Below are 19,712 nucleotides of genomic sequence, written 5' to 3' on the forward strand. Positions count from 1 at the left end.
GAGGCACGGCCCCAAGCAGGCCGCCGGACGAGTGGAGTCGTACCCGGATCGCGACAAGACGGCCACCGAGGAGTGCGTCATGTCGTGGATCGTCCTGGTCGTCTCGGGCCTGTTCGAAGCCGTCTGGGCCACCGCCCTCGGCCGCAGTGAGGGCCTCACCAAGCTCGGGCCGACGCTCGTGTTCGGTGGCGCGCTGATCGTCAGCATGGGCGGCCTGGCCTGGGCCATGCGCGGACTGCCGGTGGGCACGTCCTACGCCGTGTGGGTCGCGATCGGCGCGGCCGGCACCGTCACGTACGCGATGGTCACCGGCACCGAACCGGCCTCGGTGGCGAAGATCGCGCTGTTGCTGGGCCTGATCGGGTGCGTCGTCGGGCTGAAGATGCTGGACCACTGACTAGGCTGGCGGCGTGTACGAAAGTGTGATCCAGGACCTCATCGACGAGCTCGGACGTCTGCCGGGCATCGGCCCGAAGAGCGCCCAGCGGATCGCCTTCCACCTCCTCGACGCCGACCCCGACGACGTGAAGCGCTTCGCGCAGACGCTGGTCGACGCCAAGACCAAGGTGCTGTTCTGCTCGGTGTGCGGCAACGTCACCGTCGACACGACGTGCCGCATCTGCGCCGACCCGCGACGGGACGAGTCCGTCCTGTGCGTGGTCGAGGAGAGCAAGGACGTCATCGCGATCGAGCGCACGCGCGAGTTCCGCGGCCGGTACCACGTGCTCGGCGGCGCGATCAGTCCGATCGCCGGCATCGGACCCGACCAGCTGCGCATCAAGGAGCTGCTCCTGCGCCTGCAGGACGGCGCCGTCACCGAGGTCATCATCGCCACCGATCCGAACCTCGAGGGCGAGGCCACCGCGACGTACCTGATGCGGATGCTGGTGCCGATCGGCCTGCGGGTCACGAAGCTCGCCAGCGGCCTGCCCGTCGGCGGCGACCTGGAGTACGCCGACGAGGTCACCCTCGGTCGCGCGTTCGAGGGCCGCACCGCCGTCGGCTGAGGGTGACCGTCGACCGCGAAGACTTCCCTCGTCCGACGGCCGGACTGGAATCTCGGGGCAGCCGGAGCACGGGCTAGACTTGCCCGGGCGCAGCGTGGCGCCGTCCCGCTGTGTTCGCAGATCCCTCAGAGCAAGGAAATGTCCATGGGCATCGTCGTGCAGAAGTACGGCGGCTCGTCGGTGGCCGACGCCACCAGCATCAAACGAGTCGCCCAACGCATCGTGGCGACCAAGAAGGCCGGTCACGACGTGGTCGTCGTCGTGTCCGCGATGGGCGACACGACCGACGAGCTGATCGACCTGGCCAACCAGGTCTCCCCCCTGCCGCCCGGCCGCGAGCTCGACATGCTGCTCACCGCCGGCGAGCGCATCTCCATGGCCCTGCTGGCCATGGCGATCGAGACGCTCGGCCAGGAGGCGCGCAGCTTCACCGGGTCGCAGGCCGGCGTCCTCACCGACGACGTCCACGGCAAGGCCAAGATCATCGACGTCACCCCCGGTCGCCTGCAGTCGGCGATCGCCGACGGCGCGATCGTGATCGTCGCCGGGTTCCAGGGCGTCTCGCAGACCACGAAGGACATCACGACGCTCGGCCGCGGCGGCTCGGACACCACGGCCGTCGCCCTCGCCGCGGCGCTGGGCGCCGACGTGTGCGAGATCTACACCGACGTCGACGGCATCTTCACGGCCGACCCGCGCATCGTGCCCACGGCCAGCCGCATCCCCGCGATCTCCTACGAGGAGACGCTCGAGATGGCCGCCAACGGCGCGAAGATCCTGCACCTGCGGTGCGTCGAGTACGCCCGCCGCAACACCATGCCCATCCACGTGCGGTCGTCGTTCAGCGACAAGACCGGCACGTGGGTCGTGGCCGCCGAAGACGTCAGCAAGTACACGGAAGAAGGACAGGCGATGGAGCACGCGATCATCTCCGGGGTCGCCCACGACCGCAGCGAGGCCAAGATCACCGTCGTCGGGGTCCCGGACAAGGTCGGCTACGCGGCCGCGGTGCTGCGCGCCCTGGCCGAGGCCCGGATCAACATCGACATGATCGTCCAGAACGTGTCGGCCGCCGCCACGGCGCTGACCGACATCTCCTTCACGCTCCCGCGCGACGACGGCCAGACCGCCATGACCGCGCTGGCGCGGCTCAAGGACCAGATCGGCTTCGAGCGCCTGCAGTACGACGACAGCGTCGGCAAGGTCTCGATCGTCGGCGCGGGCATGCGCTCGCAGCCGGGCATCACCGCGACGTTCTTCGAGGCGCTCGCGTCCGCGGGCGTCAACATCGGCATGATCTCGACCTCCGAGATCCGCATCTCGGTCGTCGTCGGCGAGAACGAGGTCGACGCGGCCGTCAACGCCGCGCACGAGGCGTTCGGCCTGGGCGCGGCCGACACCGAGGCCGTCGTGTACGGAGGGACCGGACGATGACCAACATCGGAGTCGTCGGCGCGACCGGCCAGGTCGGCGCCGTCATGCGTCAGCTGCTCGAGGACCGCGACTTCCCGGCCGACTCGGTGCGCTTCTTCGCCTCGGCCCGCTCGGCCGGCAAGACCCTGCCGTTCCGCGGCCAGGAGATCGTCGTCGAGGACACCGCCACCGCGGACGTCTCCGACCTCGACATCGCGCTGTTCAGCGCCGGCGCCACGATGAGCAAGGTGCAGGCCCCGCGCTTCGCCGAGGCCGGCGTCACCGTCATCGACAACTCGTCGGCGTGGCGCAAGGACCCGAACATCCCGCTGGTCGTCAGCGAGGTCAACCCCGACGCCATCCCCGCCGGCGACTCGGCGCGCGGCCGCGGCATCATCGCCAACCCGAACTGCACCACGATGGCCGCGATGCCCGTGCTGAAGCCGCTGCACGACGCGGCGGGCCTGGTGCGGCTCACCGTCAGCAGCTACCAGGCGGTGTCGGGCTCCGGCCTCGCCGGCGTCGAGGAGCTGCACTCGCAGGCGCTGGCCACGGTCGAGAAGGCCGACGCGCTGACCCACGACGGTCACGCGGTCACGTTCCCCGAGCCGAACAAGTACGTCGCGCCGATCGCGTTCAACGTGATCGCGCTCGCGGGCGCCATCGTCGACGACGGATCGAACGAGACCGATGAGGAGCAGAAGCTCCGCAACGAGTCGCGCAAGATCCTCGGCCTGCCCGATCTGCGCGTCGCGGGCACCTGCGTGCGCGTCCCGGTGTTCACGGGTCACTCGCTGTCGATCCACGCCGAGTTCGCGGACGACATCACGCCCGAGCGGGCCGCCGAGATCCTCGCGGCCGCGCCCGGCGTGCGGCTGGCCGACGTGCCCACCCCGCTCGACGCGGCCGGCGGCGACGAGAGCCTCGTCGGCCGGATCCGTCAGGACCAGTCGGTGGACGGCAACAAGGGCCTCGTCCTGTTCGTCTCTGGCGACAACCTGCGCAAGGGCGCCGCGCTCAACACGATCCAGATCGCCGAGCTGCTGGTCTGACCCAGAGCCCGCTGAGTTGCACGTTCCGCCACGCTCGCACCGCGTGTCGCGGGCCGAACGTGCAACTCAGCGGGTTCGGAACGCCTCGAAGTCGTCCAGGACCTCGGGGTTCTGCAGGGCGCCCTTCGCGGCGGCCTGGTCGACCGGGGTGCCGCGCAGGATCTTCTTGACAGGCACCTCGAGCTTCTTGCCCGAGAGGGTCCGCGGCATGCCGCGCACCTGGTGCACCTCGTCGGGCACGTGCCGCGGCGAGAGCTTGGTGCGCAGCTCGACGGCGATCCGCTTCGCGAGGTCGTCGTCGAGCACGGCGCCCTCGACCAGGGCGACGAACAGCAGCAGTCGGCCAGCGCCGCCCTCGTCGTCCTCGAGGTGCACGACGATGCTGTCGGCCACCTCGGGCAGGGACTCCACGACGGAGTAGAACTCCGAGGTGCCCAGGCGCACCCCGCCGCGGTTGAGGGTGGCGTCGCTGCGGCCCGTGATCGTGCACGATCCGTACGACGTCAGGTTGATCCAGTCACCGTGTCGCCAGACGCCGGGGAAGTCCTCGAAGTACGCCGCGCGGTAGCGCGAGCCGTCGTCGTCGCCCCAGAAGCCGACCGGCATCGACGGCATCGGCTGCTTGATGACGAGCTCGCCCAGCTGGTCGCGCACCGGCCGGCCGGAGGGGTCGAAGGAGTCGACGTCGCAGCCCAGGCACCGGCACGAGATCTCGCCGGCGTAGACCGGCACGGTGGGCGCGGCGCCCACGAACGCCGCGCAGGTGTCGGTGCCGCCCGAGACCGAGGCCAGCTGCACCCTCGGATCGAACTCGTCGTAGACCCAGCGGAAGCCGGCCTCGGGCAACGGGGCGCCGGTGGACCCGAGCGCCCGCAGCGCCGACAGGTCGGCCACCCGCGCGGGGTGAAGCCCCTCCTTGCGGCACTGCAGCAGGAACGGGGCGCTGGTGCCGAAGTACGTGACGCCTACCTCGGCGGCCATCTCCCACAACGCGCCGAGGTCGGGGTGGGCGGGGTTGCCGTCGAACATCACGACGGTGGCGCCGACGCCGATGCCCGAGACGAGGTAGTTCCACATCATCCAGCCGGTGGTGGAGAACCAGAAGAAGCGGTCCTGGGACCCGAGGTCGCTCTGCAGGCTCAGCGCCTTCAGGTGCTCGACCGTGATCCCGCCGTGTCCGTGCACGATCGGCTTGGGTAGCCCGGTGGTGCCGGAGGAGAACAGCACGTACAGCGGGGCGTCGAAGGCGACCCGCGTGAACTCCAGCGGGCCGGTGCGGGCCGTGAACTGCTGCCACGTGACCGCCGCGGCCGGCGCGGGCGCGTCCTGGTCGAGGTACGGCAGCCACACCAGCGTCCGCAGGCTCGGCAGCGCGGCCGCGATGGTCTCGACCTGCTCGCGGCGATCGATGCCCTTGTCGCCGTAGCGGTAGCCGTCGACGGCCAGCAGCACGACCGGCTCGATCTGCTGCCACCGGTCGATGACGCTCTGGGTGCCGAACTCGGGGGCGCACGACGAGAAGATCGCGCCGATGCTGGCCGCGGCCAGCATGAGCACCAGCGTCTCGGGGATGTTGGGCGAGTAGGCCGCCACCCGGTCGCCCGCGCCGACGCCTGCCTCAAGCAGGCCGAGCCGGGCCCGAGCGACCTGGTCGCGCAGCTCGGCGGCCGTCAGCGTGACCTCCGCGCGGCTCTGCGACCGCGCAACCACCACGACGTCGCCATCGGCCCGGCCGGACATCCGCAGCATGGCCTCGGCGTGGTTCAACCGCACGTCCGGGAACCAGCGCGCGCCGGGCATCGACGCGTCGGCCAGGACCACGGACGGATCGCCGTCGTGCGGAAGCTCGAGGTACTCGAACCACGCGCCCCAGAAGCCTGCGAGGTCGTCGACCGACCACTGCCAGAGGGCGTCGTAGTCGGCGACCTCGACCCCCCGCGTCCGGGCGATCCACGCGGCGAAGCGCTCGATCGCCGTGGTCCCTGTGGTGGGCGGGTTCCAGAGAACGTCGGCGGACATGAGGGCAGTCTAGGAGTGGCCCACGACACACCAGGACGACGGTCCGCGTCGAGGCGACCGGCGCCCTGGCTTCCCCGGCAGGCCGACGATCGCCTCGACGTCCACGTGGCAGCTCCGTTGCGGTCCGCCCACACCGACGGACCCGAACTGCCGACTCACCGGACCCCTCCGGCAACAGGACCATCATGCCTAACTCGCAGTTACACCGTGGCCGTTTTCGCGAGAAAAGGTTCCGACGGAGCGGCGTGGTCACCGGAGGGGAGAAAGCAACGAGCCCGGCATTCTGGGGAGAATACCGGGCTCGGTGACCGGGTCGGGGTGACAGGATTTGAACCTGCGGCCTCGTCGTCCCGAACGACGCGCGCTACCAAGCTGCGCCACACCCCGTGCAACCTCAGGAAGTTTACCCGGTCAGGGTCACGACTGTCGCCTCGGGTCGGCACGAGAATCGGAACGGGGTGTACGGCGACGTCCCACAGCCCGCCGAGACGTGCAGCCAGGAGGCGTCGTGACCGGGCGTCCGATGCTGGTGCAGGCCGTTCGCGCGCCGTCGGTCGATGTCGCAGTTGGTGACGAGCGCCCCGAATCCGGGCACCTGCAGCTGACCGCCGTGGGTGTGTCCCGCGAGGATCAGCTCGTTGCCCGCCGCGTTGAACGAGTCGAGCACGCGCAGGTACGGCGCGTGCGCGACGCCGATGCGCAGGTCGGCCGTGAGGTCGGCGGGCTGGTGGTCGAGCCGGTCGAGCCGCAGGTGCGGGTCGTCGACCCCCGTGAACGCGATGCGCGTGCCCTTGACGGTCAGCTCGCCGCGGTCGTTGTTGAGGTCGAGCCAGCCCTGCCGGGTGAAGGCAGCCCGCAGCGCGTCGAACGGGAGGTCCCGCTCGCGCTCCCAGTCGCCCTCACGGTCGACGCCCGTGCCACCACGGAGGTAGCTCGCCGGGTTCTTCAGCTTCGGCGAGAAGTAGTCGTTGGAGCCGAACACGAAGGCACCCGGCACGTTGAGCAGCTTCGCCAGGCCTCCGACGAGCGGGGCGACGGAGTCGGGGTGGGCCAGGTTGTCGCCGGTGTCGACCACCAGGTCGGGCTCCAGCTCCGCGAGGGAGTTCAGCCACTCGCGCTTCGGCAGCTGGGTGGGCACCAAGTGGATGTCCGACAGGTGCAGCACGCGGATCGGCTCGTGCCCGGCGGGCAGGACCGGCGCCGTCACCTCCCGGACCACGAACCGGCGGGTGGCCTCGAGGTACGAGTACCCGAGGGTGCCGATCCCGAGTGCCGCGGTCGCTCCCAGCCTTCGGCCCAGTCCCATGGGCCCAGCCTAGTGGCGTGGCGCCTCGGCGCTCAGATCCAGCCGTGCTCGTAGGCGTGCTCGGCGGCCTCGTGCCGCGAGGAGGTGTCCGTCTTGGTCATCGCACTCGACAGGTAGTTCCGCACCGTGCCATCGGCCAGGTGGAGGGTCTCGGCGATCTCGGCGACGGAGGCGTGCCGGCGGGTGAGGCGCAGGGCGTCGAGCTCGCGGTCCGACAGCGGGCAGGTCTCGGCCTCGAGCGCCGCCGCGGCCACCTCGGAGTCGACGTACCGCCGGCCCGCCGCGACCTCGCGGATCACCTGCGCCAGGGCCGAGACCGGGCTCGACTTCGGCACGAACCCCGCGATGCCCGCGGCCATCGCGCGACGCAGCACCCCCGGCCGGGCGTGGCGTGTCATCAGGACACACCGGGTCGGCGGCTCGACCTGCACCGCGACCTCGATCCCGTCGGTCGGCGGCATCTCCAGGTCGAGCAGCACCACGTCCGGGGCCTCGGCCCTCACCACGTCGAGGCCCTCGCTGCCGTTCGCGGCCTCGCCCACGACCTGGAGATCCTCCTCGAGGGTCAGCAGCGCCACGATCGCGCTGCGGATCATCTCCTCGTCGTCGATCACGACGACCCGGATCACCGGTGGACCTCCACCGTGAACGCCTCGCCGTCGCGCCGGACGGCCAGCCGGGCACCACCCGCGGCGACGCGCTCCGTCAGTGCCGCGAGGCCCGACCCCCCGGACGAGCCTGCGCTGGTGGCACCATCGTTGCTGATCGTCAGCCGTTCGGGCGTGGCCACGATGCGCACCGTCGTGGCGGTGCTGTGCCGCAGGATGTTCGTCGTGGCCTCGCGCAGCGCGAGCGCGAACAGCGGCTCGTCGAGCCCCTCCGGGCACTCCACCGTGACGGCCGCGCCGGCCGCCTCGAGGACGGCGGCGGCGTTCGCCATCTCCTCGCGCAGGCTGGTACGGCGGTAGCCGCGCACGATCTCCTTCGTCTCGGCGATGGCGGCGCGGGCGATGTGCTGCACCTCGCTCATCGAGGCACGGGCCGCGCCGGGATCGCGGTCGAGCTGCCGTTCGGCCAGCTCCGCCTTGAGCGCGATCACCTGCAGGTGATGGCCCTGGACGTCGTGCAGGTCCGCGGCGAGCCGCAGGCGCTCACGGACCGCGGCGAGGTCGGCCTCGGCCTCACCACGGGCGCGCACCTGCAGCATGAGCTGCCACAGCCAGACCTGGAAGACGGTGACGGCGGGCAGGAAGAGCGCGATGAAGCCCAGGGCGTAGGCGCCCTCCCAGTCCAGCCTCCTGAGGCCGTCCCAGCCACCGAGGGCGTACAGGCCGACGAGCGTCAGCAGTGCCGCGGGCAGGAGGTTGTTCCGGCGCCTCGGGGCGACGTCGATCGCCACCAGCGACACCACCAGCCACGGCACGAGGACGACGCCGGGCGGGAACGTCGGCGACAGCCACGCCAGCGGGTAGACCAGCAGCGCCGGGGCCAGCAGCGTCGCACGCCGGGACCACGACAGCTGCTCCTGTCCCAGGCCGGACTTCGCGGCGGCGACGAGGGGACGGCAGGAGAGCCACACGACCGCGGCGATCACCACGAGCAGCAACCCGCCACGGACGACGGCGGTGCCCTCGACGATGTCGGCCACGGCACGCGCCACGGGGCCGATCAGTCCGATCACCACATAGAGCCACAGGCTCGACGCCGTGTAGCGCCAGGTGGCGACGAAGCCATCGGGGTTCGAACTCACGCCGTCGACCGTAGCCGAGACCGCGCATGACAGATGTCATCAGTTGTGGTGACGCCGCACGCTGGCGAGGCACCGTCCTCCCCAGCAAGGGTGGGAGGCATGGACACCACCGACGCCACCGTCATCAAGGCCCGCGGCCTGTCGTGCTCGTACGGGGACTTCGTCGCCGTGCGCGACGTCGACCTCGCCGTTCGACGCGGCGAGCTGTTCGCCCTGCTGGGCACGAACGGAGCCGGCAAGACCACCACCATGGAGACCCTCGAGGGCCACCGGGCCGCCGGCGGCGGCGAGGTGCGGGTCCTCGGCCTCGACCCCCGGCGCGACCGCGCGACCCTGCGGCCGCGGATCGGCATGATGCTGCAGGAGACCGGGTTCGCCGGCGACCTGACCGTCCGCGAGACGCTCCGGATGTGGGCCGCCCTGACGACCCGCCCCGATCCCGTCGACGACGTGCTGGCGCGGGTCGACCTGGCCGACCGCGCGAGCACCCGGGTCGTCCAGCTGTCCGGTGGCCAGCGACGTCGTCTCGACCTCGCGCTCGCCACGCTGCACCGGCCCGAGGTGCTCTTCCTCGACGAGCCCACGTCGGGACTGGACCCGGAGTCGCGCCAGCGGGCGTGGGGCATCGTGCGCGACCTGCTCGCCGCCGGCACGACCGTCGTCCTGACGACGCACTACCTGGAGGAGGCCGAGGCGCTCGCCGACCGCCTCGCGATCATGCACGCCGGCCGGGTGGTGCGCGAGGGAACCCTGGAGCAGATCGTCGGCACCGCACCGGCGCACGTCTCGTTCCGTGCTCCCGTCATCGACGGCGCTCGACTGGAGCGCGAGCTGCTCACCGTGGTGGACCCGCAAGGGCTCGACATCCGCGGCGACCAGGTCCGGCTCGAGGTCACCGACCTCCAGTCGGCCCTCGGTCGCCTGCTGCGGTGGGCCGACCAGCACGACCACCGCCTCGGCCGGTTGCACGCCCAGGAGGCGAGCCTCGCCGAGGTCTTCACCCGCATCAGCCAGGACCGCATCGAGGAGCACGTATGAGCGCCACGCCCACCAGCCCCACGTCCGCACGCCGGTCCGCGCTCGGCGCGGCCCGGGTGATCACCCGCACCGAGCTGCGCCTCATCGTCCGGTCGAAGGCCACCTTGGTGAGCGCGACGGCGTTCCCGTTCCTCTTCGCCGGCTTCGTCATGCTCCAGGCCGAGGCGGCCCGCAACGCCGCCGTCGGGATGATCTCGATGATCCTGGCGTTCTTCGCCCTGTTCGCCATCTACCTCACGGCCACGACGACGCTCGTCACGCGCCGCCAGGACCTGTTCCTCAAGCGTCTCCGGTCGGGTGAGACCTCGGACGGCGCGATCCTCGCCGGCCTCCTCGGAGCGCCGTTGGTACTCTTCGTGGCGCAGTCGGCCGTGGTCGCGGTGGTCCTCGTGTTCCTCGACGTGCCGGGCCCCGCCCGACCCTGGTGGATCGTCCTTGCCGTCGTCGGACTGGTTGCGTCCACCCTCGCCGCGTCGACCGCCACCGCTGCCATCACGCCCAATCCCAGCGCAGCCCAGATCTCGACGACGCCCTACATGCTGGTCGTGCTCGGATCACTGATCGCCGCCCCGCTGCTGGACCACGCTTGGTTCGACCTGACGCCCGGAGGCGCGGTCGTGACCCTGGTCCGCTCCGCCTACGAGCTCGACGTGGCGGGCTCGCCGTGGTTCGCGATCGCCGGCCTGGCGCTGTGGACCTGGCTCGGCGTCGACCTCACCCGACGTCACTTCCGGTGGGAGCCTCGCCACTGACCGGAGCCCGTCCGCCGCGGTGGGAGAATGGGCGCATGTCAGTTCTCAAGGACCGCCTCCGCGACGACCTCAACACCGCCCTCAAGTCCCGGGACGCGCTGCGCACCTCGGTGATCCGGATGGTGCTGGCGGCGATCACGAACGCCGAGGTCGCCGGCAAGGAGGCCCGCGAGCTCACCGACGACGACGTCCTGACCGTCCTGTCGTCGGAGGCCAAGAAGCGCCGCGAGTCGGCCACCGCGTTCGACGAGGGCAACCGCCCCGAGCTCGCCGAGAAGGAGCGGGCCGAGGCCCAGATCCTCGCCGAGTACCTGCCCGAGCCGCTGTCCGACGAGGAGGTCTCGGCCATCGTCGCCGAGACCATCGAGCAGACCGGCGCGGCCGGCGAGGGCATGAAGGCCATGGGCAAGGTCATGGGCGCCGTCACGGCGAAGACCAAGGGTCGCGCCGACGGTGGCGTCGTTGCGGCCGAGGTCAGGCGCCAGCTCGGCGCCTGACCCCGGCTCACTCCACGGTCGTCACGGCCGCGGTGTACACGCCGATCTTGGTCCGGCCGTCCTCGGCATAGACGTTCAGGACCACTTCAGGCGTTCCCAGCTCACGCGGGTTCGCGCGGTTCATCTCGTCGACGCGGATGAACCCCTGCTTGCCGTCGTCCGTTCGCGCCGGAATCAACTCCGGTCCCGGTCGCTGCGTCTCTCGCGGTGGTGCGTCCGTCGACGTCGACCCCGGCGGCACGGCTTGCGTCACCGCGATCACTCCGCCCCCGACCGCCAGCCCGAGGGCGAGTGCGCAAGCCAGCAGCACACCCGCCCATCGCGCCGAGACTCGGTCGGTTCGGCTCACCTGAACCTGTAAGCACCGGTCTGGCGGTACTCGACGTAGGAGGCGCCGTTGTCCGCGATACGCGCGTGGGACGTGACCGCGTAGTACGTGCCGTTGGCGGGGCACACGGACTGGACCCGGAGGCTCGCAGTCACCGTGAGCGTGGCCGTAGAGGTGGAGTTCCACTTCCCCGCCTCGCCGCACATGTACGAGGTGTTGGACCGATAGAGAGACGTGTGCGCGTACATGCGGTTCGCCGGCACCGCCCTCGGTGCATTGTTGACATCGCAGCCCACACGGTTCACGGTCTGCGCCCCGCCCTTGTGGGTCGTGTCATTGATCGACCCGATGCCCAGCGTGCATGAGGTGCTGTGGCCGAAGACCTTGATCGGACTCGTCTTGTAGGACTGGGCATATGCCGCCGGCATCGCCAGCCCCAGGACGAATCCCACCACGGCAAGAATGGACACGGTACGTAGCTTCATCGATTCCCCCGATGACTGAAGTCACGCACGAGCAGCAACGCACCCGTTGCGCACTTCGTTTGATGAGTGCCGGGCGTCGTTGCCAAGCTGATGTGGCCCAGACACTAGCTGCGTCATCGAGCGCGCAACAAGCCCTGGTCCACCCCGCGGTCGGACTTCGATCAGTCGTCGTCGCCGCCGCGCCCGCGATCGCCGCGACCGCGGCCGGGGCGGTCGTTGCCACCCTTGGTGGCCTTCGGCTGGAAGCTCGGCAGGCTCGCGGAGTCGAACTTGGCCGGGGTGAGGTCCTTCTCGATCTCACCCATGGCCGCCTTCCACTGCGGGCCGGCCAGCGACGAGCCGCCGGCCTGGTTGAACGACACGGGCACGCCGCGCAGGCTGGTGTTGACCAGGCCGGCCGGCTGACCCTTCTTGTTGATGCCGGCGATCATCGAGGCCGCCGAGATCTCGGGGGTGTAGCCGACGTACCAGACGGCCTTGCTGTCGTTGGTCGTACCGGTCTTGGCCGCCGACGGGATGTTTAGACCGGTGCCGTTCTGGTAGCCGAAGCCGTTCGGCTGCTGCAGGCCCACGAGGATCGCGTTGATCGTGGCGGCGGTCTTCTTGCTCATGACCCGCTTGCACTCGGGCTTGTACTTCTTCAGCGAGCGGCCGCTGCGGTCGAGGATCTCGGCCACCGGCGCGGGCTCGCAGTACTCGCCGCCGGCGGCGGGGGTGGCGTAGGCGGCGGCCATGTCGAGCGGGCTGACGTCGATCGGGCCGAGGGTGAACGACGGGATGTAGCTGCCCGGCTGGCCCTTCTTGATGTCGGGCTCGGCCGTGGGGATGCCCATCTTCTTGGCCATCTTGACCGTCTCGCAGAGGCCGGCATCACGCTCGAGCTGCGCGAAGTAGGTGTTCACGGACTGACGCAGGCCCGTCACCATGTTGAAGCCACCGGCGCCCGTGGAGTTCTTGACCTCCCACTGGCCCGTGCCGTTGCCGTCGCAGTCGAAGTACGTGCCCGTGGGGATCTTCATGGTCTGCGGGGAGTTGTACGACTTGCTGGGCGGGATGCCGTCCTCGAGCGCCGCGGCGGCGGTGAACATCTTGAACGTCGAGCCGGCCTGGAAGCCGTTCGAGTCGCCGTACCGCCGGGGCACCGAGAAGTTGATGTACGTCTCGCCCTTCTTCTTGCCCATGGAACGCGACTGGCCGATCGCGCGGACCTTGCCGGTGCCGGGCTCGACGAGCGCCAGCGAGCCGATCGCCTTGTCGGTGGGGCCCACGTACTTCGAGACCGCCTTGTTGACCGACTTCTGCATCGACAGGTCGATGTTCGACTTGATCGTCAGGCCGCCGCGCTCGAGCATCGCCTGGCGCTCCTTGACGGTCTCGCCGAGCGCCGGCTCCTGCAGCAGGTAGCGACGGATGTAGTCGCACGAGAACGCGGCGTCGGAGTCGACACAGCCGTTCGGGAAGGACGTGATCTTCAGGCCGATCGGCGTGGTGCTGAGCTTCTCGGCCTCGATCGCCGGGACCTTGCCCAGTCGCGCCATGACGCCGAGCACCGTGTTGCGGCGCTGCAGCGCGCGCTCGGGGTAGACGCGGGGGTTGTACTGCTCGGGGTTCTGCACGAGGCCGGCGAGCGTGGCGGCCTGAGCGGTCGTCAGCTTGTCCGGGCTGACCGAGAAGTAGTGGTACGCCGCGGCGTTGACGCCGTAGGCGCCGTCACCGAAGTAGGCGATGTTGAGGTAGTGCTCGAGGATCTCGTCCTTGGAGTACTTCTTCTCGTAGTTGATCGCCAGTTTGAGCTCGCGGATCTTGCGCGCGGTGGAGACCTCGGTGGCGGCGGCGCGCTGCTCCTTGGTGGCCGCCTGCTGGACGAGGGTCAGCTTCACCAGCTGCTGCGTGATCGAGGAGCCGCCCTGGGTGTTGCCGGCGGAGGCGTTGTTCATCAGGGCGCGCATCGTGCCCTTGAGGTCGAGGGCGCCGTGCTCGTAGAAGCGGTAGTCCTCGATCGAGATGATCGCCTGCTGCATCACCGGCGCGATCCGCTTGAGCGGCACGTCCTGGCGGTTCTCCTGGTAGAAGTACGCGACGCGCTGGCCGTTGGAGGCCAAGATGCGCGTGGTCTGGGGGTTCGGCAGGTCCTGCAGGGCCAGCGGCAGGTCGACGATGTCCTTGCTGGCCTTGTTGGAGGTGGAGGCCAGGAAGGCGGTGCCCGGGATGAAGATCGCCGCCACGATCACTCCGGCCAGCACCGAGAGCCACGCGATCGAGCCGATCGCCCCCAGCTTCGACGTCGGCTTCGGTTCGGTCTCGGCGACCTTCTTGATCGAATCGCCCATCTCCTGCCACGCCATGGCACGAGGATACGGGAGTTTCGCAACCACTTCGCTCACCGCGGCGACGCGCGCGTGCGGCCGTCCGCGCACCCTCGCGGGATCGAGTCCCATGGGACCCTACTGACTCTTTGGAACTATGTCCCAACTACCCGGAGGAATCTGTCCGGTTCGTCGGAAAATCCCTACGCTGGTGTCACAGCAGAAACAAATTCGCCTTCCGGTCATGGGGACCGGGTGGATCTCGGGAAAGGGTCTCTGCGCATGTGGAACGACAACTGGTCTCAAGAGGCCGCCTGCTTGGGCAAGTCCGACGATCTCTTCGTCAAGGGTGCCGAGCAGAACCGCGCCAAGCTCGTGTGCAACGGCTGCGACGTGCGGGCCGAGTGCCTCGCCGAAGCCCTGGACAACCGCATCGAGTGGGGCGTGTGGGGCGGCATGACCGAGCGCGAGCGTCGCGCCCTGCTCCGTCGCAAGCCCAACGTGCGCAAGTGGCGCGACCTGCTGGTCCCCGCCGCGAGCTGACCCGAGTCCCTCAGGCGCCGGGCGCGCCGAGGTGGGAGCCGATGGTCCGCAACCCCTCGAGGTCGTGGACGTCGGAGTCCAGGGCCGGGATCGCCACGACCTCGACGTTGCGGTGCGCCGCACTGAAGCGGTCGCGCAGCCGGTTCTCCCGCTCGGCCAGCCGCATCCGCTCGGCGTGCACGTCGAGCAGCTCGGCCGTCCGACGCTCCGCGGCCTTGCCGTCCGCCAGCCGGGGTGACGCCGACTCCGCGTCCGCCGCACTGACGCCGGCCGCCGCCTCGTCGTGGACCCGGTTGACCACCAGGCCCGCCAGCGGCATGTCGTCCGCCGCCAGCCGCTCGACGAAGTAGGCCGCCTCGCGCATCGCCGCCGACTCCGGCGCGGCGATGACCAGGAACGCCGTCCCCTCCGCCTGCAGCAGCGAGAACGTCGCCTCGGCGCGCTGGCGGAACCCGCCGAACAGCGTGTCGAACGCGGCGATGAACGTCTGCATGTCGGTGAGGACCTGCGCCCCGAGCACCTTGTTGAGCGCCCCGGTCACGATCGCCAGCCCCGCCGAAAGCAGCTTCGCCGGCCCTCGCGCGGGCGCCAGCATCAACCGGATGAACCGCCCGTCGAGCAGCGACGAGAGCCGCTCCGGCGCGTCGAGGAAGTCCAGCGCCGACCGCGAGGGCGGCGTGTCGACGACGATCAGGTCCCAGCGCTCCTCGGCGTGCAGCTGGCCCAGCTTCTCCATCGCCATGTACTCCTGCGTGCCCGCGAAGGAGCTCGACAGCGCGACGTAGAAGGGGTTCGTCAGGATCTCGGCGGCCTTCTCGGGCGAGGCGTGCGCCTCGACGACCTCGTCGAAGGTCGTCTTCATGTCGAGCATCATCGCGTCGAGCGATCCGCCGGCGGACGTGTCGATGCCCTTCACCGGGCGTGGCGTGTTGTCGAGTTCCAGCAGGCCGAGCGACTGTGCCAGCCGGCGGGCCGGGTCGATCGTCAGGACGCAGACCGTGCGGCCCTGCTCGGCGGCGCGGAGCGCCACGGCGGCCGCGGTCGTGGTCTTGCCGACGCCACCGGAGCCGCAGCACACCACGATGCGGGTGCGCGGGTCGGCGATCAGCCCGTCGACGTCGATGCGCGCCGGCTGCTGCGTGGACGAGAGCCGCCGCTCGGTGTGGGGACGGCGCTCGCGCGGCGTGGTCGTCGCGCGGCCGCTCATCGGGCGTCCTCCACGAGCGGGGCCAGCTCGACGGCGAGGTCCTGCAGGGCTCCGACGTCGATGCCGCCGGTCAGCAGCGGCAGCGCCACGTGCGGCCGCCCGCAGTCCTCGATGATCGCCTGCTGCGCGGTCTGGAGCCGCTGGCGCTCGACGTGACCGTGCCCGTCGGCCACGAGCGTGGCCGCCGCCGCGGCGGGCAGGCCCGCTCGCTCGAGCACCGGGGCGACGGCCTTCGCGTCGAGCCGGCCGCCCTCCAGCGCCTCGATCGTGTCGTCGGAGAGCAGGGACGGGCGGACGAGGTTGACGACGACGTGGCCGACCCGGAGACCCTCCCGGGTCAGCTCGTCGATGCCGTCGAGGGTCTCCTGCACGGGCATCTCCTCCAGCACGGTGACCAGGTGCACGGTCGTCTGCGGGCTGCGCATCATCGTCATGATCGACTCGGACTGCGTCTTGATCGGGCCCACCTTGGCCAGGCCGGCGACGTCGTCGTTGACCCCGAGGAAGCGAGCGATCCGCCCGGTGGGCGGGGCGTCGACGACGACGGCGTCGTAGACGAACTCCGAGGACTTGCCCCGGCGCCGGCGTGCGGCCTCGTAGACCTTGCCCGTCAGCAGCACGTCGCGCACACCCGGCGCGATCGTCGTGGCGAAGTCGATGACGCCGAACTTGTCGAGAGCCCGGCCGGCGCGGCCGAGGCGGTAGTACATCTGCAGGTACTCCAGCAGCGCGGCCTCGGGATCGATGGCGAGCGCGTGGACGTGTCCGCCCTCGTCGCTGGTGGCGATGCGGCGCTCCTCGTACGGCAGCGGCGGCACGTCGAAGAGCTGGGCGATGCCCTGGCGGCCCTCGACCTCGCAGAGCAGCACCTTGCGGCCCCGGCCGGCGAGGGCCAGGGCGAGGGCGGCGGCCACGGTCGTCTTGCCGGTGCCGCCCTTGCCCGTCACGACGTGCAGGGGGGTCGAGTTCGCCACGTCGTCGAGACTACCGAGGGTCGGGCGGTCGCGTCGGGCGAGAACTCGGCCCCGCCGCGCCCGATACAGTCGGGACCATGACCCAGTGGGAATACCTGACGGCCCCCGTGCTCGTCCACGCGACCAAGCAGATCCTCGACAACTTCGGCCGCGACGGCTGGGAGCTCGTGCAGATCGTTCCCGGCATGAACCCCGAGAACCTCGTCGCCTACTTCAAGCGGCCGGTGGCCTGACATGGGCGCCGTCGTCGAACGACTCGCGTCGCTGGGGCTGACCGTGCCCGACGTCGCCGCCCCGGTGGCGTCCTACGTCCCCGCGGTACGCAGCGGGGCCCACGTGTACACCTCGGGTCAGCTGCCGTTCGTCGACGGCGTGCTCCCGGGCACGGGCAAGGTGGGCGCCGAGGTGACCCCCGAGGACGCCCAGGAGTACGCGAAGCTCTGCGCCCTCAACGTCATCGCCGCGATCAACTCGATCGTCGACCTCGACTCCGTCGTGCGCGTGGTCAAGCTGACGGTCTTCGTCGCCAGCGCCCCGGACTTCACCGGTCAGCCCGCGGTGGCCAACGGCGCCAGCGACCTGATCGCCGCCGCCTTCGGTGCCGCCGGATCGCACGCGCGCAGCGCCGTCGGCGTCGCCGTCCTGCCCCTGGACACGCCCGTCGAGGTGGATGCGATCGTCGAGGTGGCCTGACGTGCTCGTCCCCGTCCCGCCGAACATGCTGGAACGGCTCGAGGGCTTCGACCCGGCGACTGCCGTCCAGCCCAAGGACGCCGCCACGATCGCCGTCGTGCGCGACGGGGAGGACGGGCTCGAGGCGTTCCTGATGCGCCGCCACTCGGCCATGGCCTTCGCCGCGGGGATGTACGTCTTCCCCGGCGGCGGCGTGCAGGACGACGACGGCGAGCCGATGGAGTGGGTCGGCCCCTCCCCCGAGGACTGGGCCGTCCGGTTCTCGTGCGAGCCGGACCGCGCCCGGCGCCTCGTCGTCGCGGCCGTACGCGAGACCTTCGAGGAGACCGGCGTGCTGCTGGCCGGCCCCGACGAGCACTCCGTCGTGGGCGACACCACCGACCTGGCCGGCGCGCGGGACGACCTCGAGGCCAAGAAGATGTCCTTCGCGCGCTTCCTCGCCGACGAGGGGCTCGTGCTGCGGGCCGACCTACTCGGCGGCTGGGCACACTGGATCACCCCCGCACTCGAGCCGCGTCGCTACGACACCCGGTTCTTCGTGGCCGCGCTGCCTCAGGGCCAGCGCATCGGCACCGTCAGCACCGAGGCCGACAAGTCGCTGTGGGCCCCGCTGTCGAGCGTCCTGGCGCTCGTCGACCAGGGACGGGCGGCGATGATGCCGCCCACCGCCGTCACCTGCCGCGAGCTGGCCCCGCTGTCGGCCGGCGAGGTGCTGGCCGCAGCCGCCGCGCGCACCATCGGCGCCATCGAGCCGCGCTTCGTCCAGCAGGACGGCCGGTGGTTCCTCGACGTCGACCGCGAGGAGCAGCTGTGAGCACGCAGGTCACCTCCCGGGCGTCGTTCATCCTCGCCGACAACCCCGGGATCATGACGCTCGACGGCACCAACACGTGGATCCTGCGTGAGCCGGGGGCGTCCCGGTCCGTCGTCGTCGATCCCGGTCCCGACCTCGCCGAGCACATCGACGCCGTCGTCGCCGCGGCCGGCGAGGTGGCGCTGGTGCTGTTCACGCACCACCACTGGGACCACACCGACGCCCTCGCGAGCATCGTCGGGGCGACGGGCGCCCCGACCCGCGCGCTCTCACCCGAGCACACACGGGCGGCCGAGCCGCTGCGCGACGGCGAGACGATCGAGGTCGACGGCCTGCGCATCGACGTGGTCGCCGCGCCGGGCCACACCCGCGACTCGATGGCGTTCGTGCTCCCGCAGGACGGCGCCCTGCTCAGCGGCGACACCGTGCTGGGTCGTGGCACCACGGTGGTGGCCCACCCCGACGGGGCGCTCGGACCGTACCTCGACTCGCTGCGCCGGTTCCGCTCCCTGGTGACCGACGGCCACGTCGGCACGATCCTGCCCGGGCACGGACCGGTGATCGACGACCCGGCGGCGGTGCTGGACTTCTACCTCGCCCACCGCGAGGAGCGGCTGGAGCAGGTCCGCGCGGCGAGGGCGGCCGGTGCGCGCACGGCGCGCCAAGTGGTCGAGACCGTCTACGCCGACGTCGACCCGGTCCTGTGGGACGCGGCCGAGGCCTCGGTCCGCGCCCAGCTCGAGCACCTCGACGAGGCCTGACCTCCCGGCTCAGCGCGAGCGGCGCTTGAGGCGCTCGAGGTCGAGGATGATGACCGAGCGGGGCTCGAGGCGCAGCCAGCCGCGCGACGCGAAGTCGGCGAGGGCCTTGTTGACCGTCTCGCGGGACGCGCCGACGAGCTGGGCGAGCTCCTCCTGCGTGAGGTCGTGGTTGACGTGGATGCCGTCGTCGGCCTCGCGCCCGAAGCGGGCGGCCAGGTCGAGCAGCGCCTTGGAGACACGGCCGGGCACGTCGGAGAAGACCAGGTCGCCGACGACCTCGTTGGTGCGGCGCAGCCGGCCGGCCAGCTGGTTCAGCAGCGCGTACGCGACGTCGGGGTGCGACTGCAGCACCGGGTTGAGCGCGCTGTGACCGAGGCTGCGCAGCTCCACGTCGGTGACGGCGGTCGCGGTGGCCGAGCGCGGGCCCGGGTCGAAGAACGACAGCTCGCCGAACATCTGGCCGGGGCCGAGGATGGCGATGAGGTTCTCGCGCCCGTCGACCGAGCGGCGGCCCAGCTTGATCTTGCCGTCGATGACGACATAGAGCTGGTCACCCTCGTCACCCTCGCCGAACAGGACCTCGCCGCGGCGCAGGGTCACGGTCGACATGGAGGACTCGAGCGCGCCGGAGGCGTCGTCGTCGAGGCCGTTGAACAGGGGGGCTTGGCGCAGAACATCATCGGTCACACCAGTAGTTTCCCACATGCAACCCAGATCACACCCACGTTGTCGCCCTGCGCGTGTGACGAGGCCGGATACGGTGTTAG

Annotated in this window: 22 protein-coding genes, 1 tRNA gene and 1 riboswitch; of the genes, 12 read left to right on the forward strand and 11 right to left on the reverse strand. The window is 70.8% G+C overall.

The features are described 5' to 3' along the window. Positions 1-2 precede the first annotated feature (2 nt). Positions 3-67, forward strand: a riboswitch (guanidine-III (ykkC-III) riboswitch). A 12-nt stretch (positions 68-79) separates the two neighbouring features. The 4 genes from AFL01nite_RS06175 to AFL01nite_RS06190 all read left to right on the forward strand — a co-directional run bounded on the left by AFL01nite_RS06175 (position 80) and on the right by AFL01nite_RS06190 (position 3,472). Then, positions 80-397 carry a DMT family transporter gene (locus AFL01nite_RS06175; protein WP_146826504.1) on the forward strand — a complete coding sequence of 106 codons (318 nt, stop codon included), beginning with the start codon at positions 80-82 and terminating at the stop codon, positions 395-397. 13 nt (positions 398-410) lie between these two features. Beyond that, positions 411-1,007: a recombination mediator RecR gene (recR, locus tag AFL01nite_RS06180; RefSeq protein WP_146826505.1), complete on the forward strand. Its 597-nt coding sequence runs from the start codon at positions 411-413 to the stop codon at positions 1,005-1,007. Between the two features lie 144 nt (positions 1,008-1,151). Further along, complete coding sequence (locus AFL01nite_RS06185; protein ID WP_146826507.1) at positions 1,152-2,441, forward strand: aspartate kinase; 1,290 nt, start codon at positions 1,152-1,154, stop codon at positions 2,439-2,441. Further along, positions 2,438-3,472, forward strand: coding sequence for an aspartate-semialdehyde dehydrogenase (locus AFL01nite_RS06190; RefSeq protein WP_146826508.1), 1,035 nt, complete (start codon positions 2,438-2,440; stop codon positions 3,470-3,472). The genes AFL01nite_RS06185 and AFL01nite_RS06190 overlap by 4 nt, the downstream gene beginning before the upstream one ends. A gap of 66 nt (positions 3,473-3,538) precedes the next feature. On the opposite strand, the gene AFL01nite_RS06195 is transcribed toward AFL01nite_RS06190, so the two are convergent. The 5 genes from AFL01nite_RS06195 to AFL01nite_RS06215 form a co-directional block, all read right to left on the reverse strand. Then, positions 3,539-5,491, reverse strand: coding sequence for an acetoacetate--CoA ligase (locus AFL01nite_RS06195; RefSeq protein ID WP_146826510.1), 1,953 nt, complete (start codon positions 5,489-5,491; stop codon positions 3,539-3,541). A 313-nt stretch (positions 5,492-5,804) separates the two neighbouring features. After that, positions 5,805-5,878 (reverse strand) — tRNA-Pro (locus AFL01nite_RS06200). 16 nt (positions 5,879-5,894) lie between these two features. Then, positions 5,895-6,797 (reverse strand): metallophosphoesterase, encoded by a 903-nt coding sequence (locus AFL01nite_RS06205; RefSeq protein WP_146826512.1) that lies wholly within the window; start codon positions 6,795-6,797, stop codon positions 5,895-5,897. A gap of 32 nt (positions 6,798-6,829) precedes the next feature. Continuing rightward, the gene (locus tag AFL01nite_RS06210; protein ID WP_146826514.1) at positions 6,830-7,426 is read right to left on the reverse strand and encodes a response regulator transcription factor; all 597 of its coding nucleotides are present in this window, start codon (positions 7,424-7,426) and stop codon (positions 6,830-6,832) included. Beyond that, on the reverse strand, positions 7,423-8,547 hold the full coding sequence (locus tag AFL01nite_RS06215) for a histidine kinase (RefSeq protein ID WP_146826516.1): 1,125 nt from the start codon (positions 8,545-8,547) through the stop codon (positions 7,423-7,425). Before AFL01nite_RS06215 ends, AFL01nite_RS06210 begins: the two co-directional genes overlap by 4 nt. A gap of 99 nt (positions 8,548-8,646) precedes the next feature. Here AFL01nite_RS06215 and AFL01nite_RS06220 point away from each other — a divergent pair, with 99 nt between their 5' ends. From AFL01nite_RS06220 to AFL01nite_RS06230, 3 genes are read left to right on the forward strand one after another with little or no spacing between them, the layout of a single operon-like run. After that, positions 8,647-9,585 carry an ABC transporter ATP-binding protein gene (locus AFL01nite_RS06220; protein WP_146826518.1) on the forward strand — a complete coding sequence of 313 codons (939 nt, stop codon included), beginning with the start codon at positions 8,647-8,649 and terminating at the stop codon, positions 9,583-9,585. Continuing rightward, positions 9,582-10,337, forward strand: a complete 756-nt coding sequence (locus tag AFL01nite_RS06225; protein ID WP_146826520.1) for an ABC transporter permease — start codon at positions 9,582-9,584, stop codon at positions 10,335-10,337. Before AFL01nite_RS06220 ends, AFL01nite_RS06225 begins: the two co-directional genes overlap by 4 nt. A 35-nt stretch (positions 10,338-10,372) precedes the next feature. Further along, positions 10,373-10,834 carry a GatB/YqeY domain-containing protein gene (locus AFL01nite_RS06230; RefSeq protein ID WP_146826522.1) on the forward strand — a complete coding sequence of 154 codons (462 nt, stop codon included), beginning with the start codon at positions 10,373-10,375 and terminating at the stop codon, positions 10,832-10,834. A 7-nt stretch (positions 10,835-10,841) separates the two neighbouring features. Here AFL01nite_RS06230 and AFL01nite_RS06235 read toward each other — a convergent pair whose 3' ends face one another. The 3 genes from AFL01nite_RS06235 to AFL01nite_RS06245 form a co-directional block, all read right to left on the reverse strand. Further along, positions 10,842-11,183, reverse strand: coding sequence for a hypothetical protein (locus AFL01nite_RS06235; RefSeq protein ID WP_146826524.1), 342 nt, complete (start codon positions 11,181-11,183; stop codon positions 10,842-10,844). Further along, entirely contained in the window at positions 11,180-11,632 is a 453-nt protein-coding gene (locus AFL01nite_RS06240) for a hypothetical protein (RefSeq protein ID WP_146826526.1), read from the reverse strand. The genes AFL01nite_RS06235 and AFL01nite_RS06240 overlap by 4 nt, the downstream gene beginning before the upstream one ends. 176 nt (positions 11,633-11,808) lie before the next feature. Then, positions 11,809-13,992 (reverse strand): transglycosylase domain-containing protein, encoded by a 2,184-nt coding sequence (locus tag AFL01nite_RS06245; RefSeq protein ID WP_186813835.1) that lies wholly within the window; start codon positions 13,990-13,992, stop codon positions 11,809-11,811. 243 nt (positions 13,993-14,235) lie between these two features. Between AFL01nite_RS06245 and AFL01nite_RS06250 the strand changes: the two genes are divergently transcribed. Then, complete coding sequence (locus AFL01nite_RS06250) at positions 14,236-14,496, forward strand: WhiB family transcriptional regulator (protein ID WP_146826529.1); 261 nt, start codon at positions 14,236-14,238, stop codon at positions 14,494-14,496. A 10-nt stretch (positions 14,497-14,506) separates the two neighbouring features. Here the strand turns inward: AFL01nite_RS06250 and bagB are convergent, their stop codons facing one another. Together bagB and bagA are read right to left on the reverse strand one after the other, a co-directional pair. Further along, positions 14,507-15,703 (reverse strand): ArsA family ATPase, encoded by a 1,197-nt coding sequence (bagB, locus tag AFL01nite_RS06255; protein ID WP_146826531.1) that lies wholly within the window; start codon positions 15,701-15,703, stop codon positions 14,507-14,509. Further along, entirely contained in the window at positions 15,700-16,677 is a 978-nt protein-coding gene (gene bagA / locus AFL01nite_RS06260) for an ATPase BagA (RefSeq protein WP_186813836.1), read from the reverse strand. Before bagA ends, bagB begins: the two co-directional genes overlap by 4 nt. Positions 16,678-16,754: 77 nt before the next feature. Between bagA and sp36 the strand changes: the two genes are divergently transcribed. Genes sp36 through AFL01nite_RS06280 form a run of 4 tightly spaced genes read left to right on the forward strand, consistent with a single transcriptional unit; the run spans position 16,755 to position 18,945 of the window. Continuing rightward, positions 16,755-16,910, forward strand: coding sequence for a Sp36 family protein (gene sp36, locus AFL01nite_RS06265; RefSeq protein WP_019144424.1), 156 nt, complete (start codon positions 16,755-16,757; stop codon positions 16,908-16,910). 1 nt (position 16,911) lies between these two features. Continuing rightward, entirely contained in the window at positions 16,912-17,370 is a 459-nt protein-coding gene (locus AFL01nite_RS06270) for a RidA family protein (protein ID WP_146826533.1), read from the forward strand. A 1-nt stretch (position 17,371) separates the two neighbouring features. Beyond that, positions 17,372-18,184 carry an NUDIX hydrolase gene (locus AFL01nite_RS06275; RefSeq protein ID WP_222593409.1) on the forward strand — a complete coding sequence of 271 codons (813 nt, stop codon included), beginning with the start codon at positions 17,372-17,374 and terminating at the stop codon, positions 18,182-18,184. Continuing rightward, on the forward strand, positions 18,181-18,945 hold the full coding sequence (locus tag AFL01nite_RS06280; RefSeq protein ID WP_246119609.1) for an MBL fold metallo-hydrolase: 765 nt from the start codon (positions 18,181-18,183) through the stop codon (positions 18,943-18,945). The genes AFL01nite_RS06275 and AFL01nite_RS06280 overlap by 4 nt, the downstream gene beginning before the upstream one ends. Positions 18,946-18,954: 9 nt before the next feature. On the opposite strand, the gene AFL01nite_RS06285 is transcribed toward AFL01nite_RS06280, so the two are convergent. After that, positions 18,955-19,632, reverse strand: a complete 678-nt coding sequence (locus AFL01nite_RS06285) for a Crp/Fnr family transcriptional regulator (RefSeq protein WP_146826535.1) — start codon at positions 19,630-19,632, stop codon at positions 18,955-18,957. Positions 19,633-19,712 lie beyond the last annotated feature (80 nt).

The sequence above is a fragment of the Aeromicrobium flavum genome (assembly GCF_007992115.1).
Classification (GTDB): Bacteria; Actinomycetota; Actinomycetes; order Propionibacteriales; family Nocardioidaceae; genus Aeromicrobium; species Aeromicrobium flavum.